14 protein-coding genes are annotated in these 14,604 nt (G+C 67.4%); 5 read left to right on the forward strand and 9 right to left on the reverse strand.

All coding sequences use genetic code 11. The features are described 5' to 3' along the window. Nucleotides 1–14: 14 nt before the first annotated feature. The gene (locus Mth01_RS17640; protein ID WP_204016968.1) at nucleotides 15–1,658 is read left to right on the forward strand and encodes a phospholipase A2; all 1,644 of its coding nucleotides are present in this window, start codon (nucleotides 15–17) and stop codon (nucleotides 1,656–1,658) included. Nucleotides 1,659–1,794: 136 nt separating this feature from the next. After that, the gene (locus Mth01_RS17645; RefSeq protein WP_204016969.1) at nucleotides 1,795–4,218 is read left to right on the forward strand and encodes a S8 family peptidase; all 2,424 of its coding nucleotides are present in this window, start codon (nucleotides 1,795–1,797) and stop codon (nucleotides 4,216–4,218) included. 48 nt (nucleotides 4,219–4,266) lie between these two features. Here Mth01_RS17645 and Mth01_RS17650 read toward each other — a convergent pair whose 3' ends face one another. From Mth01_RS17650 to Mth01_RS30410, 8 genes are all read right to left on the reverse strand, one after another. After that, nucleotides 4,267–4,923: a response regulator gene (locus Mth01_RS17650; protein WP_204016970.1), complete on the reverse strand. Its 657-nt coding sequence runs from the start codon at nucleotides 4,921–4,923 to the stop codon at nucleotides 4,267–4,269. Nucleotides 4,924–4,932: 9 nt separating this feature from the next. After that, nucleotides 4,933–6,117 (reverse strand): sensor histidine kinase, encoded by a 1,185-nt coding sequence (locus Mth01_RS17655; protein WP_204016971.1) that lies wholly within the window; start codon nucleotides 6,115–6,117, stop codon nucleotides 4,933–4,935. 23 nt (nucleotides 6,118–6,140) lie between these two features. After that, nucleotides 6,141–6,683, reverse strand: a complete 543-nt coding sequence (locus Mth01_RS17660; RefSeq protein WP_204016972.1) for a histidine phosphatase family protein — start codon at nucleotides 6,681–6,683, stop codon at nucleotides 6,141–6,143. A 57-nt stretch (nucleotides 6,684–6,740) separates the two neighbouring features. Further along, nucleotides 6,741–7,958 (reverse strand): exonuclease domain-containing protein, encoded by a 1,218-nt coding sequence (locus Mth01_RS17665; protein ID WP_204016973.1) that lies wholly within the window; start codon nucleotides 7,956–7,958, stop codon nucleotides 6,741–6,743. A gap of 184 nt (nucleotides 7,959–8,142) precedes the next feature. Continuing rightward, nucleotides 8,143–8,610, reverse strand: coding sequence for an NUDIX domain-containing protein (locus Mth01_RS17670; RefSeq protein ID WP_239089767.1), 468 nt, complete (start codon nucleotides 8,608–8,610; stop codon nucleotides 8,143–8,145). Nucleotide 8,611: 1 nt separating this feature from the next. Then, on the reverse strand, nucleotides 8,612–9,457 hold the full coding sequence (locus Mth01_RS17675) for a protein phosphatase 2C domain-containing protein (protein WP_204016974.1): 846 nt from the start codon (nucleotides 9,455–9,457) through the stop codon (nucleotides 8,612–8,614). After that, nucleotides 9,454–10,443 carry a hypothetical protein gene (locus Mth01_RS17680; protein WP_204016975.1) on the reverse strand — a complete coding sequence of 330 codons (990 nt, stop codon included), beginning with the start codon at nucleotides 10,441–10,443 and terminating at the stop codon, nucleotides 9,454–9,456. The genes Mth01_RS17675 and Mth01_RS17680 overlap by 4 nt, the downstream gene beginning before the upstream one ends. A gap of 3 nt (nucleotides 10,444–10,446) precedes the next feature. Continuing rightward, on the reverse strand, nucleotides 10,447–11,199 hold the full coding sequence (locus Mth01_RS30410; RefSeq protein ID WP_204016976.1) for a TauD/TfdA family dioxygenase: 753 nt from the start codon (nucleotides 11,197–11,199) through the stop codon (nucleotides 10,447–10,449). A gap of 514 nt (nucleotides 11,200–11,713) precedes the next feature. On the opposite strand from Mth01_RS30410, the gene Mth01_RS17690 reads away from it, so the two are divergent. Next, entirely contained in the window at nucleotides 11,714–12,517 is an 804-nt protein-coding gene (locus Mth01_RS17690) for an SAM-dependent methyltransferase (RefSeq protein WP_239089768.1), read from the forward strand. Between the two features lie 141 nt (nucleotides 12,518–12,658). Here Mth01_RS17690 and Mth01_RS17695 read toward each other — a convergent pair whose 3' ends face one another. Beyond that, nucleotides 12,659–13,516, reverse strand: a complete 858-nt coding sequence (locus Mth01_RS17695; protein ID WP_204016978.1) for a GNAT family N-acetyltransferase — start codon at nucleotides 13,514–13,516, stop codon at nucleotides 12,659–12,661. 145 nt (nucleotides 13,517–13,661) lie between these two features. On the opposite strand from Mth01_RS17695, the gene Mth01_RS17700 reads away from it, so the two are divergent. Together Mth01_RS17700 and Mth01_RS17705 are read left to right on the forward strand one after the other, a co-directional pair. Further along, a complete protein-coding gene (locus Mth01_RS17700; RefSeq protein ID WP_308440808.1) occupies nucleotides 13,662–14,108 on the forward strand; it encodes a helix-turn-helix domain-containing protein in 447 nt (148 codons plus the stop codon). Between the two features lie 75 nt (nucleotides 14,109–14,183). Further along, entirely contained in the window at nucleotides 14,184–14,582 is a 399-nt protein-coding gene (locus Mth01_RS17705) for a DUF4180 domain-containing protein (protein ID WP_204016979.1), read from the forward strand. The last annotated feature ends 22 nt before the right edge of the window (nucleotides 14,583–14,604 follow it).

A 14,604-nucleotide genomic window follows, 5' to 3' on the forward strand; every position in this document is an offset into this window, starting at 1 on the left:
GGAGGACCCACCAGATGAGGCGATTAGGCATCGTCATGGCGGTCGCGACGGCGACGCTTCCGCTGATGGCCGCGCTCCCCGCGAACGCGTCCGTTTCCGCGAACGCCTCCGTTTCCGTGAACGCGGAAACGGACCCGACCACCGAGGTCCAACAGATCGGTCCCGGCCAATACCTGGCCGATGCCAAGACCTTCGAGATCAGCGTGAGCGACGTCTCGGTGGGCTCGATCGGCCGCCGGCACAGCGTGGCCGCGGTGGACGGCGCTCTCGCGCAGCCGAAATCCGTGCCGGCCGCACGGACGGACCTGTCCGTCTTCGGGCCGGGCTGGCAGGCCGAATTCCTCGGCGGCATGACCAGCCGGAAACTCGAAAGCCAGAACGGCGCCATCCTCGTCACCGACCTCGCATCGGGTGAGACCGACCGCTACGAGCCGCGCGGCGGCGTCGCGTTCCCCGGTGGCGGAGAGGTGAACCGGTACGAGGCCGCGGACGGATCCAAGATCAGCGAAACGACCCGGTGGGACTCGGCGGCCGGAGCGATGCGCACCACGATCAGCGAGACGATCCCGGTGGATCCGGGGTCGATCGAAGAGGGTGACGAGGGGTTCACCGACGAGAGCGGCGATCCGATCAGCGCGGGGGATCTCGCCCTCACATACAGCTGGGAACAGGTCGGCACGCAGGGCGACACCTGGCGGGTGACCGGCGTCGGACAGAAGGCTTTCGGTGCCTCGTCCGTTCGCTACGACTCCCAGGGCAGGGTCTCCACCGTCACGGCGCCGGCGGCCGGTGACGAGCCCGGGAGCGTGCTGGCCTTCCACTACGCGACGTCGACCACGGCCACCGCCGCCGCTTTCGGCGACTACGCGGGCCGGCTCAAGGACATCACGCTGTCGTACGGCTCCGAGACGCCGGTGACCGTGGCCCGGTACGGCTATGACGCGGCCGGGCTGCTGCGCACGGCCGCCGACACGCGCGAAGGCGTATCGGAACAGGCGACCTACGCGTATGACTCCGCCGGGCGGTTGAGCTCGGTCGACTCGCCGGCGCAGGGTTCGTGGCAGCTGACGTTCACCGGACAGTCCGCCGCTCCGAGCGCGACGAGCTCCACCCCGGCGCCGCCGAGGCCGGTCCCCACCGCGGAGCCCGCGCCTGTTCCCGGCGGGGACCCCACCGCCGGCGGCCCGCCTCCGGGTGACCTCACCGGCGATGACATCACGGGCACGCTCGCCTACCCGCGACACTGCTGGGCCGCCGTGCACTGGATGTGGTACAGCCGCAGCGGCTGCGCGGCATGGGCGGCGCACTACGGCTGGCGCTACCCGTACTGGAAGCGCCTTCCCACCGGCTACTGGGTCGTCGGCATCAACCACGACCACTGCACCAAGTCTCCGGACCGTCCCAGTGGTTTCGATTTCCGTTCGGCCTGCGATATGCACGACTACGGGTACGGGGTGATCGGTAACACCTATAAGGGGTACGGCTACTACCTCGACCGGAACCGCAAGGCCGAGGTGGACAATCTCTTCTACATCACGCTGCGCGACTGGACGTGCACCGCGTACCGCAAGTCCGGCAGCTGCAAGAGAATCGCCTATGTCTACTGGAAGTTCGTCCGCGCCAAGGGCAATCCCAAGAACGGCGCCAAACGGACCTGAGCTCTGACCACGCTCATGCTCCGGTGCTGAGCGTCTGACCACGACGGATCGGATGGCGAAGGGCGATAACCGCCCTCGCCATCCGATCCCGGCTGCCATATCCCTGTTGAACGACATGAACTGAGCGGAGAATGCCATGAAAAAACGCCGGACGCGGGGCGTCATCGCCGCCGCGGCGGTCCTGGTGTCGTCGATGGCGACCACGGCGATCACGAGCGGGCCGGCGGAAGCGGCCAGGCCGGCGTCCTCGGCGGGCCCCTGGGTGGAGCCCGGGCTGGCCGACAGGCTCGCCGGCGGAGGCAGGATCAGGGTGAACGTCGTGACCGAGGACCGCGGGGATCTGCCGGCCGCGCAGAGCGCCGTCGCCCCCGGGCAGGTGCTTCAGACGCTGTCCCGATTACCGGTCGTCACGCTGCGCGTGGACCGGACCGCGCTGGACCGGCTGACCCGGCAACCGGGCGTCGTCAGCGTCTCCGAGGACAGACCCGTGCCGCCCGTGCTCGCCGACAGTGTTCCGCTCATCGGCGGGGACCGTACGCGGGCCGCCGGGCTGACGGGAGGGGGCAGCGCGGTCGCCGTGTTGGACACGGGTGTGGCGGTCGGTCATCCCTTCCTGGGCGGCCGGGTCGTGGCCGAGGCGTGCTTCTCGCCGATCGATCCCGACTATTCGGCCACCAGCCTGTGCCCCAACGGCATGGATCGGCAGGAGGGACCCGGATCGGCCGACGCCGAACACGGCCCGTGCGCGGATGACGGCCTCGACTGCGATCACGGCACCCATGTGGCCGGGATCGTGGCGGGAAACGCCGAAGGGCTCGGCGATGCCGATGGAAGCGGCGTCGCCCCGGCGGCCGACATCGTCGCCATCCAGGTCTTCAGCGAATTCGAGTCCGAGGACTTCTGCGGGCCGGGCGCCGCCCCGTGTGTGCTGAGCTTCACCAGCGCGCAGCTGGCCGGGCTGGAGAAGGTCCAGGCGCTGAAGGAATCCGGGGCGCCCGTCGTCGCGGCGAACCTGAGCCTGGGCGGCGGCAGGCACACCGCGCCCTGTGACACCGATCCCCGCAAGCTCGCCATCGACGGACTGCGGGCGGCCGGAGTCGCCACAGTGATCGCGGCGGGTAACAACGGCTACCCGGACGCGGTCAGTGCCCCGGCCTGCGTCTCCTCGGCCGTCGCGGTGGGTAGCACCACCAAACAGGACGAGGTGTCCAATTTCAGCAATCGCGGCCCGCTGCTCGATGTTTTCGCCCCGGGGTCCGGGATCGTCTCGTCGGTGCCCGGCGACGGATGGCTCCCCATGAGCGGCACCTCCATGGCCGCCCCGCACGTCGCCGGAGCCCTGGCCGTGCTGCGCCAGGCATTGCCCGACGCGACGATCGACGAACTGGAGACGGCGCTCGAGAACACCGGAAAGAGCATCGCCTACTCCGGCGCGGCGACCCCGCGGATCCAGCTTGACGACGCGGCTCTGGGGGCCACGCCCCGGCCCGGTCCCGACCAGTACTTTCCCGCGCGCGGCCGCATTCTCGACAACGCCCAGATCAGCGCGGACTCCACCATGACGGTCCAGGTGTCCGGGGCGGCAGGACTGCCCGCACAGGGAGTCGCCGCGATCGCGCTCAACGTCAACGCCAAGGGCGACTGGTTCAACTCAGGCTCGGTGACGGTGCACCCGGCGAGCGAGGCCGGGCCGGGCGGCGGTGCGGTCGTCTACGACGCCGGCCGCCACGCCTCGACGATGGTCATCGCGAAGGTCGGCTCGGACGGCAGGATCAGGATCGCGAACAGGGGCGGTGGGCCCGTCCGGGTCACCCTCGACGTCCACGGGTACACCCTCGACCGCGCGGCCGACTCCGTCGGCGGAACCTATGTGCCGCTCACGCCGGCGCGGATCGCGGACCGGGTCGTCGTTCCCCCGTGGGGGAACTTCGAGCTGGCGACGTCCGACGTGGGCGGGATCCCGTCGTCGGGCGTGCGGGCCGTCGCGCTCACGGTGGCGATGAAGAGCGCAGCGACCGGAACGATTCGGGTGTACGCCACCGGGGACCCCTGGCCGGCCGATGCCAACATCGATTATCCGGCCGAAACGCCGGCGCAGTTCTTCACCGTCGTGAAGCCCGGAAGCGGAGGCAAGGTCAACATTCACAATCTGGGCGCCCAGCCGGTGGAGCTGTCCGTGGACGCGACGGGTTACTACACGTCCTCGGAACGGGGAGCGACGGTCAAGGCGGTGCCCCCGGCGTCCGTGGCGACGGGCGTGACCATCCCGGCCGGGGGCACGCAGCTGTTCAGGCCCGCGGGCGTCGGCGCGATCCCCTCCTTCGGCGTCGCGGCGCTCGGTTTCACCGTCGTCGCCAGGGGAAGCGCGGACGGGGCTGTCGGGGTCGTGCCCCAGGGAGGCGGGAAGACCATGCGGGTCGTGGCGTACGGGGGCGGTAAGGAGCGCGTCGGGTTCACGACGGCCGCGTTGCGACCGGACGGCACGATCATGCTGAAGAACGAGGGCACATCGCAGGTGACGATCTCCGTGGACGCATACGCCTACTTCGCCGCCCGATGACGGTCACCGCTCGCCGCGGACGTCGGGATCGGCCCACGGGGGTCGCGTTCACTGGCCGACCGGCTTGACCAGGCCGGAGTCGTAGGACAGGACGACCGCCTGGGCGCGACTGGCGAGCCCCATCTTGGCCATGAGGCGGTTGAGGTGCGTTTTGACGGTGCCCTCGGTGATCGACAGGCGCTCGGCGATCTCCTTGTTGGACAGCGCGTGGCCGACAAGGCGCAGCACCTCGGTCTCACGGGCGGTCAGACGGTCGAGCTCCGGGGGCGGGGCGGCCGCCGGCGGATCGACGAATGCCTCGATCAACCGTCTGGTGGCGGTGGGCGCGAGCAGAATGTCGCCGGAGGCGACCGTGTGAATCGCGGCGATGAGGCGCTCGGGCGGCGTGTCCTTGAGAAGGAAGCCGCCCGCGCCCAGCCGTAGCGCGTTGTAGACGTACTCGTCCAGGTCGAAGGTGGTCAGGATGAGGACCTTGGGCGCGGGCGGCTCGGCGGCGGCCAGGATCCGTTCGGTGGCGTGGAGGCCGTCCATCCCGGGCATGCGGATGTCCATTAGAACGACCTCGGGCTTGAGCGTGGCGGCGAGCCGTACCGCTTCCTCACCATCCTCGGCCTCGCCCACCACGGTCAGTCCCGCCGTGCGCAGAAGTGCCGCCAGGCCAGCGCGGATGAGCACCTGATCGTCGACCACGAGCACACTGATCATGGACCTGCTTCATTCGACCTCGCCGGACGAGGGCAGCGGGAAGATCGCCAGCACCTCGAAGCCGCCTTGCGGCAGCGGGCCCGCCTTCAGCGTGCCCTGGTAGAGCCTGACACGCTCGGTCATGCCGATCAAGCCGTGTCCGCCAGATCTCGGATCCCGCCCGGCGGAGGCGGCGCCGGTGCCGTCATCGGTGACGCGTACGGTGAGCGTGGCCGGGCCGTACGTGACCTCGAGCTCCACCCGGGAGGGCCCGGCATGTTTGAGCACGTTGGTCAGCGACTCCTGGACTATGCGGTAGGCGGACAGCTCCAGTCCCGGCGGCAACGGCCGTACCACCCCCTCGACGATCATGTCGACGGCCGGGCCCGCCGCACGGATCCGCTCCGCGAGGGTGTCGACGTCCTTGAGGCCAGGCGCGGCGGCGTACAGGCCCTCGTCCTCCTCGTGCGCCTCGATTCGCAGGATCGACAGCAGGCGTCGCATCTCGTCGAGTGCCTCATGGCTGGTGTCCGCGATGACCTCCAGCGTGGCGAGTGCCGTCGGAGGATGGGACAGCGCGACGAAGCGGCCGAGGCCGGCCTGGACCGAGATCACGGACATGTGATGTGCCACGACATCGTGTAACTCGCGGGCGATCCGCACACGTTCCCGGGTGACGGCACGGTTGGCGGCGGCGTCCTGCTCCTTGCGGAGCTGCTCGGCGAGCTCGGCAAGCTGCCTGGTGCGTCGGGACAGCAGTCGCACGCTGACGCCCGCGCCCAGCGCACAGGCCGCCAACAGGAGCGACTGCCCGAGCGCCGACAGCAGGGCGACGGTGGGCTGGAGTGCCGACCCGTGTGTCCACGTGGGCACCACCAGCGCCGCACCTGCCAGGTCGGCCTTCCAGGATCGGTGGACGGCGACGGTGTAGAGAGCCACCATCATGCCGATGGTGTTGAGGCCCACGTGGTAGCCCAGCATGTGGTAGGCGAACGACGCGACCGTGATGATCACCAGGACGGCCAGCGGCGCGCGCCTGCGCAGCGCCAGCGGCCCGTTCGCGAGCAAGGTCAGCGCAGTGGACAGCAGGTCGCAGTGGCGCCCCATGTCGGGCCCGTAGAGGTCCCACAGCCAGGTGACGACGACCAGGGAGGAAGCCAGTGAGCTGTCGAGAACCAGGGGGTGGAGCGACGACAGCCGCCGGAGAGCTGACACGGCGCTGAGGGGCATCCGTCACGCTAACTCCGAAACCGGCCGAGGCGCATCAACCCCGGGGTATACCACTGGAGTTGCAGGTCCTGCCGGCCGGAGCGAGAGCCGACCTCGGGGTAGCGCATCTTCTTGGGGGAGTGGAGCTCCCCGACGGTACGGCGCCGCCGGGCTTCCGCCGGGAAGCGGGCCTCGATCGCGGCGTCGCTGAGCAGCTCCAGTTCGCCCATCACCCGATCTCGCAGCCGGTCGTCGAAACGCGGCGGCGGCAGGGCTGGTCCGCAAGCGGCGACCACCGCTGACGTGATTTCCAGGGTCTGCCTGGCACGTACGTACGGCGAGCAGAGCACGACCTCGGGACGCTCGTCGGCGGGCGACTCCGACAGGTGTACGCCGAGCCGCGCCGCCTGCCGACATCCCAGCGGGGAGAGCGGAACTTCGGCGTCCCGACAGGTGAGCCCCAAATCGAGGGCACCACTCGCCCGCGCGGCCGCGAAGGCGATGTTCGCGGTGCTCTCACCGTGCCTGACCACGATCAGCTCGGCGACGCCAGGAATCGGGGACGGCGGCATATGTCGATGTAATCACGGCGTCGACCTCAGGTCAGGCGACAGCCTTGAACCATGCGGTCAGCCGATCAAGCGGCTGAAGGCGTCCGGCGTGACGATGGGGAGCCCGTACGCCCGGGCCTTGCGAGCTTTGCCGGAAAGGGTGTCGGGATCGGCGGCGACGAGGAGCCGCACCTTCTTCGTCACGCTGGGATGGGGGATGTAACCGGCTCGGCGGGCCCGTGCCTCCCATGCTTCGCGGCCGCCGTCCATTTCCCCGGTGAACACGATCAGGTCGCCGGGCGTCAGCTGGAAGCGGGAGATCGCCGGCGTCGTCTCGCCCGCCGTGCGGCTCAGGGCCGTTTCGACCGCCGCGGGCGGCAGGTCGAGCAGCGCGGCGACCAGTCCCAGCTCGCGGCGTTCGGCCTCGGTGACGACACCGTCGGCGAGCGCCGCCCCGGCGAGCGCGGCGAGGTAGCCGCGGTGCAGCCGTTCCAGGTCCTCGCGGCCGAGCCCGAGGTCCGTGGCGAGCTGGACCAGGGCGTCGGCCTCCGCCGCGGAGATGTGATGGTCGAGAAGCACCTGGTCCAGCAGCGCGAGGTAGGAGTCGGCGGCGGCCGGATGCGGCACGCGGGGGAGCCGGTCGACGATGCGGGCCAGGAAATGACCGTTGCGGTCGGCCGCGACGCCACGCCGTACCGCCGGGGTGTCCGAGGGCGGCAGGTGCGGCCATGAGGTCTGGGTCGCGAGGTGGAGCAGGTCCCGCCAGGGGACCGCCGGAGCGGCGAGGCCCAGGTAGTGCCGCAGAAGCGCGGCCGCGGCCCGCGCGTCGATGAGCGCGTCGTGATGACCGTTGAGCGGGATGTCGGCCATCGCGCAGCAGGCCGCGAGCGCGCGGGGAGCCTCGGGAAGATAACGGGCGGCCTCGGCCATCGTGCAGATCCCGAGGTCACGTCGGAGCGGGACGTCCGCGCCGAGCCGGCTGAACTCCTGCGAGACGAACCCGAGGTCGAAGGGGAGATTGTGCGCGACCACGACGCGTCCGTGCAGGAGCTCGGCGAGGGGCCCGGCGATGTCCTTGAAGGTCGGGGCGTGCCGTACGTCGGCGGCGCGGATGCCGTGGATGTGCTGCGGGCCCAGATCGCGTTCGGGATTGAGGAGGGTGGCCCACTCGCCGGTCACCTCACCCGTGGGCGTGAGGTGGACGACTCCGATCTCGATGACGCGATCGTTGCGCCTTGGTGCCAATCCGGTCGTCTCCACATCGATGACCGCGTAGCCGAGTGGGCCGTTCGCCATGTCACTCCCTGCTGGCCGTGTGAATCTCCTACACCTGCCTGGAAGATGACACCGGGCGTACGGAAAGTCAGCCGGAACGGGCAGAGTGTGACCAGCTCGTGACGATCCGAGGCACAGGACCGCCCGGGCGGCGTGCGGCAGCCCGGGCGGCTCCGGGGATGCCCCGGCTCAGCGGTGAGTGAAATCAGCGAGCGGAAACGGTCTTCTGCCACTTCTCAATCGTCTGCTTGTACGGCTCCGGCATGTGGAGGGCCGGCACGTCGGCGTAGGCGAAGACGCCGAGCTCCTTGTGCTCGTTGGAGCTGCGGATCTCTTCGTCGCCGGTATAGGTCGCTCCGAAGCTCACGATGAACGTATGGCGTAGCGGCGTGATCTCGTAGACCCAGGTGTCGATGATCTCCTCTACGGACACGGTGATGTTGAGTTCCTCGAAGACTTCTCGACAGACACAGACCTCCGGGGTCTCCCCCACCTCGAGCTTCCCGCCGGGCAACTCCCACTCGTCGCGCTCGTTCATCAGCAGCGGGACCTTGCCGCCCATGTCGATGACGAGCTTCACGGATATCGGGAGCTGATATTCGAAGTAGCCCGGGTTGCGCTCGACCAGATATTCCGGCATGCCGTTGCTCCGAAGGCGGTCCGGTCCGTCCATATCAGTTCTCACTTTCAAGGGTCAAAAGAATCGCCGCCAAATCGTCGGCATTCTTGAATTTCTTCGCCGCTGCCGCCTGTGTCGGGCCTGATTCGCGTTGCCTGATCCGGGCGGTGATGCTGTCGAGACCATCCTCGCGCGCGTGGTGGCCGAGGCTATGCCAATCTGGAAATATCCGATAGTCCGCAACAGCGCGGGCGAAGCCATCGGTACAGAGCAGCAGTGTGTCAATACTCTCCAACGGAAGGGTCTCCGCGTGGACTTTGAAAACCGCGTCGGGATGGCCGGAGAAAACCGATTCTTCATAGACGCCTTTGATGTACTCCGTTCGTCGTGCGAACATCGCGTCTACGATCTCCTGCCTTGTTTGCTGCTGTGACCTGGCCCGCTCGACCGCTCCCGCTTCACGAGCCTCAAAGAAATCGGTACTGATCTCCCGGGCGACCTCTGACTCGCGATAGGCGATAATAGTGGCGTCGCCGATGCGCCCTAGTTGAACATAGTCGTCATGTATTACGGCGAGGCCGATCGAGCAACAGGGGTGATTGTGCAGGTCGTGCGGAGAAAGATCTGCCAGTCGGGTGCGCACGTCTCTCCCCAGAGCATCGAAAACGTCGCCGGCAGTCTTGGCGTCGGCGCCAGAACCGATTACATGCAGACGCTGCTGAACGAGATCCACCAGCCATTGGACATTTGATGCCGCAGGCAGTGTCATTTCATTGGTGAAATCGGTTGCTCCGTCTATCACCCAGGCGAGGTTTCCCGATGCCCCTGCCCGATCCTCCGTCGGCTTCGTCCGCGAGCCGGGACTCTGCGTCAGATCAAGGACTTTCAACGGTCTCGTCACCGTCCTATCAGATGCGGTATCACTATCAATGCCACGCCGGCCAGGAACGAGACCAGCACGCGCCACAACGAGCGCGCGGTCATCAATGAGAAGGCCGAGAAGACGATGACGACGGAGCCTGCCATCACTTGGATGAGAGCTACGCCGTCCGCGGGTTTGCTCTGGCTGGCGATGCTTCCTCCCGCAGCGATCAATGCCACGACCGCGGCGAGCAACCCCATCAACTGGAGCTGTTGGTTTTTGAACTCCGCCAACTCCCGTCTACCGCTTTCTTGCATTTCGTCCCAGCGAGCCTGCTGCTCCAGCAGGTCGATCCGTATTCGTGTGGTGTGGTACTGAGTCAGCCGCCTGTGATGATCGCGGCCGTCGCGCGGCTCCAGTTCGATGGCCCGAGTCAGGGAAACGCGAGCCGAATCAAAATCTCGCCGAAGTGCCAGGATGCGTGCTTTTGTTTCATGATAATGAGCGACCTGCCCATTGGAGGATATTATGGCTTTGTCTGCGCATTGCTCCGCTTCTGCGATCTCGTTTTTCGTTGGCGGGGTTGACCTCCGTTCGAGGTATTCTGCCATGAAGGCGGCCAGTTGGTGCACAACTCCAGCGACGTTGGGCATGTCGACAGTCGCCCTACGAGAATATTCCACTGCTTTGCGTAGACTGGCGACATCCCCGCGGTTGCGTTCGATTATGGCGAGGAAAGTAACGAAGTAGGGTTCTCTGGAGAACTGTTTGGCGTAGCGTGCCACTGTTTGCTCGTAGTCGGTGTGCCGTTCTTCTCGCCGTATTCGGAGGAGCAGGCCATATAAGGCACAAAAACGTGTGGATGGTTCAAGTCTGGAAAGTTCCAGTATCTCACGTAATGTCTCTTCTGGTTCGGGGAGGCGCTCGATGGCGGCCCGTATGGCTTGCGGGAAATCCGGGGATGTCTGCTCAGGTAAGCATCTGAGCTCCCGAATGACGGCACCATATTTCTTTGGAGCACGCACGCATTAACCCTGGAGTTGGTCGGAGCGATCGTTTGTCAATTCGAATCCGGTGTTCATGTGGGAGTGTGCGGAGGAGCCCATGACTACCGCCATTATCCTAATGGCTTCGCGATTCCCGGTGAATGTTCTGCGGCCGTGTAGAAATCTCTGATTGTGAATCAGGTAGCCCTGCCCCTCCTCAAATAAGTGGACGGCGGGCGTCGTAAGTGCGCCCTGCATCATGGTGAGCAGGGGCTGGGCGCCGACGGTTGCGGCGTGCGGCTGCGCCATCTGATCGGATCTGTACCGGATGCGGTAGCGCTTCGAGTCGGTAGAGGACGAGATGACAGGCAACCAGGGGCGCCCCCTGGATCGTAAGACGACATGTCGTGCCTCTGAGACCAACGTACTGCGCTCGGCGGCCCGGACAATTTCTGCCCCATCCAAGAGAAGGGACTCACCGCCCTTGGAGGAAGGCTGGGTGTAGAGGCATCCCACTATCGTGGGTGGCGCAGGTGAATGTGCGCGATCGGTGTGGAGAGGCAAAGACCGGCGTGTGAAGCCGTTGCCGTTGCCGTCGCTCACCGCGAGTGGCTGGATGACGGTGATCCCGGGGCTGCTCTCATGAGGATGGGAGTAGGGAACCGTCCAATCGCCAAGAAACGAGGTGAGTTCCGCCACGGTGGCCTCGGCCACGAGGACGATGCCGTGAACGGCCAACCATCTTCTGGCTTCTACGGCGGTGAGTTGTCGCCCCATCGGCGTCAACAGTCTCATGCCACGGCCCTCGCTGGGTAGGCAGCAGATCCCGGGTAGGTGGTGCCATGGTAAGTAGACCGCACATCTGCCGTTCTATCCAGTCAGGGTGTGCTCGTCACCGAGCATGCCCGGTTCATAATTCTGTTTGTGGTCTGTCCCCTTCCTGCCGCATAATTGAGTTATGATGCGATATCAGCCTGTTTTTGACTGAAAGGGCGATTATTGTGTGTCGTGGAATCCGTGCTTATGGTTCGCGCTGTGGCCGATGACGTGCATGGAAAGAGCGCGGGGGGAAATTGGGCGCTTTCCTTGTCTTCGATCGAGGCCAACGGCTGAGCGCAACTCCCGCACATCCAGCTCCCGCCGCCGCTGCTCCTCGTCGTCGTGATCCTCACCGAGGTGGGTGGGCACCTGGGCCAGGCCCTCGGCGATGGCGTTGAGCAAACGCGACCAGACCGCCGCGGAAGGGCCACCTCGCTCGTTTGCTCGGCTAAGATCCACAAAAGACGCGTCTCAGGCGGGGATGGCTGACATGGAAAAAGTGCCGGCGGGAGTCGATCCGACTGTTCCGAGTGTGGCCCGCATCTACGACTACCTGCTCGGTGGCAAGGACAACTTCGCCTCCGACCGGGCGGCGGCCGAGAAGCTGATCGAGCTGACCCCCAACGCCCGGGAGGGGGTGCAGGCGAACCGGCGCTTCCTCAGCCGGGCCGTGCGACTCATGTGCGAGAACGGGATCCGGCAGTTCCTCGACATCGGCACCGGCCTGCCCACCCAGGAGAACGTGCACCAGGTGGCGCTGCGCGCGGCGCCCGAATCCCGGATCGTGTACGTCGACAACGACCCCATCGTGCTCAGCCACGGACGCGCCCTGCTGGAGGACAACGCGCAGACCATCGTCGTGGACGGCGACATGCGGGAGCCGGAGGCCATCCTCGACGACCCCAGGGTCACCGGGCACATCGACTTCGACCGGCCGGTCGGCCTGCTCATGCTCGCCGTGCTCCACTTCGTCCCGGCGGACGAGGACGCCGAGCGGATCGTGAAGACGCTGCGCGACCGCCTCGCACCCGGAAGCGGCATGGCGATCAGCCACCTGTCGTACGGCGACCTCGACGAGGAGCAGATCCGCAAGGGCCGGGAGCTCTACCAGAAGACCTCGGCCGGCTCCGCGACGCCCCGCTCGTACGCGGAGATCATGACGTTCTTCGACGGGTTCGACCTGGTCGAGCCGGGTTTGGTGCCCACCGAGGAGTGGCGTCCCGAGGAGGGGGAGCCCCACCTTCCCCGCCTCCCGGGCGTCGTGGGCTTCGCGGGAGTCGGCCTGCTCCGCTGAGCCCGTGACGACGGCCGGGCCGTACTGCGCCGGCGGCCCGGGCCGTCCCGCCTCGCCGTACGCCTCCGGAATGGGCTGTCAGCAGCTCCGGCTGCGGTATCGGATCGAGGTGGGCCCGCAGGATGCGGCGCCCGGCGGGGTTCAGTCGGCCGGGGGACAGGGATGTACGGCGATGACCGCGCCGACGGGCAGCGGCCCGTACAGGTGGGGGAAGCCGCCTTCCACGCGGATGTCCAGGCCGGTGGGGTCGATGTGCAGGACGGCGAGCGGCTCGGTGACGCCGCTGTAGAAGGTGTCGTGGACGTCGCGCAGCTGGGCGGCGTCGCGGCTGCAGTGGATGAAGCCCTCCTGCTCGAGGGTGCGGCCGAGGGTGGAGACGCGGTATTCGCCGGACTGGCGGGCGGCATCCCAGTCGGTGAGCAGGGCCAGATGCCGGACAGTGGCCTGGGCGGCCCATTCGTGTTCGAGGACGGCGTAGACGATCTCGCTGGTCCACTCGCCTTTGACGTACTCGTTGTCCAGGAGGTGGGCTTCCTGGCGCATGCCGAGCTTGCGCAGGACGGCGGCCGAGGCGGCGTTGCGGGCGTCCAGCCTGCCGGTGACGCGGTGCAGGCCGAGCTGGTCGAAGCCCAGGCGGAGCATCTCGCGGGCGGCTTCGCCGGCATAGCCGCGGCCGTGGTGGTGGGGGTGGAGGATGTAGCCGATCTCGCCTTGGCGGTGTTCCCGGCTGGTCCAGATCAGCAGGGTGCTGCCGATGACCTCGCCGCTGTCGGCCAGGATGATCGCCAGTTCGATGACGTCGCCCTCCTGGTGCAGGGCGGTACGGGTGATCTTTGCGTCGAGGGACGCGCGGGAGGCGTCGAGGTCGCGGGGCTGCCAGTAAAGGTAGCGGGCGACATCGGGGAGGGACTCGTAGGCGTGGACCGCGTCGAGGTCGCCGGAGGTGAAGGGGCGCAGCAGGAGGCGGCGGGTGGTGATGGGGTGGCGGGGGTGAAGCACAGGGCGGAAGTCTAGGGAGGAGGCCAGGGGGCGGCAACGCGTTTTCGAACGCGGCTCGGCACGCGAACCTGACTAACATTCCCTATCGTACATAATGTTGGGGAGTGTTAGGGAAGTTTGAGGAGTGCCCGGCAGGGGGCGAGCGGTGAGCGGAGGGGGAGCGGTGGCGCGGCAGTACTACTCGGTCGACCAGGTGGCGGCGCTGCTGGGCCTCCACGTGAAGACCGTGCGCGCCTACGTACGGGACGGCCGGCTGAAGGCGACCCGGATCGGCAAGCAGTATCGGATCGCACGCGAGGACCTGGAGGCGTTCACCGGGAACGCGGCGCCCTCCACTGGCCGGGGCGGCGGCCCGTACGCCGAGGCGTCGACGATCGTGCGGATCGACGGGATCGACCGCGAGGCCGTCACCCGGCTGACCACCACGGTCATGGCCGCCATCGCCCACGGACCGGACGGCGACGGACGGATGCGCGTCGAGGCCGTCTACGACGAGGAACGGGCCAATCTGAAGGTCGTCATCCTCGGCGGCCTGGACAGCACAGCGGAGCTGATCAAAATCATCGACGTGCTGGTCGGGGAGGCGGAATGAAGGGCAACCACACCGTCCTCCTCACAGGCCGGACCCTGCCGATCGTTCGGCGAACACCAGGAGGTACGCACCCACATGACTGACGCCCTTCAGCAGATCAACGGCACTCCGGTCTTCGTGTGCGCGGCGGACGGCGAGCCGCTGCGCGGTGAGCGCGACGCCGTCGACCTCATCGGCAACGCCTCCTATCAGGGCGCCGAGTGGGTAGCCGTCCCGGCCGGCCGGTTCACGGACGATTTCTTCCGGTTGCGTACGCGCGTCGCCGGGGAGATCGCGCAGAAGTTCGTCAACTACCGGCTGGGCCTCGCCGTCGTCGGCGACATCTCCCGGCACACCGCCGCCAGCACCGCCCTGCGGGACTTCGTCTACGAGAGCAATCGGGGCACGCAGCTGTGGTTCGTCCCTGACATGGACACCCTGCGCGACCGGCTCGGGCCTGCTCCCGCCAGTTCTGAATCAGTCGCGCGCCGGTAGCTTCTGATGCCCTCGTCAACCC

Origin of the sequence: Sphaerimonospora thailandensis (genome assembly GCF_016863115.1) — a bacterium.
Lineage (GTDB): Bacteria > Actinomycetota > Actinomycetes > Streptosporangiales > Streptosporangiaceae > Sphaerimonospora > Sphaerimonospora cavernae.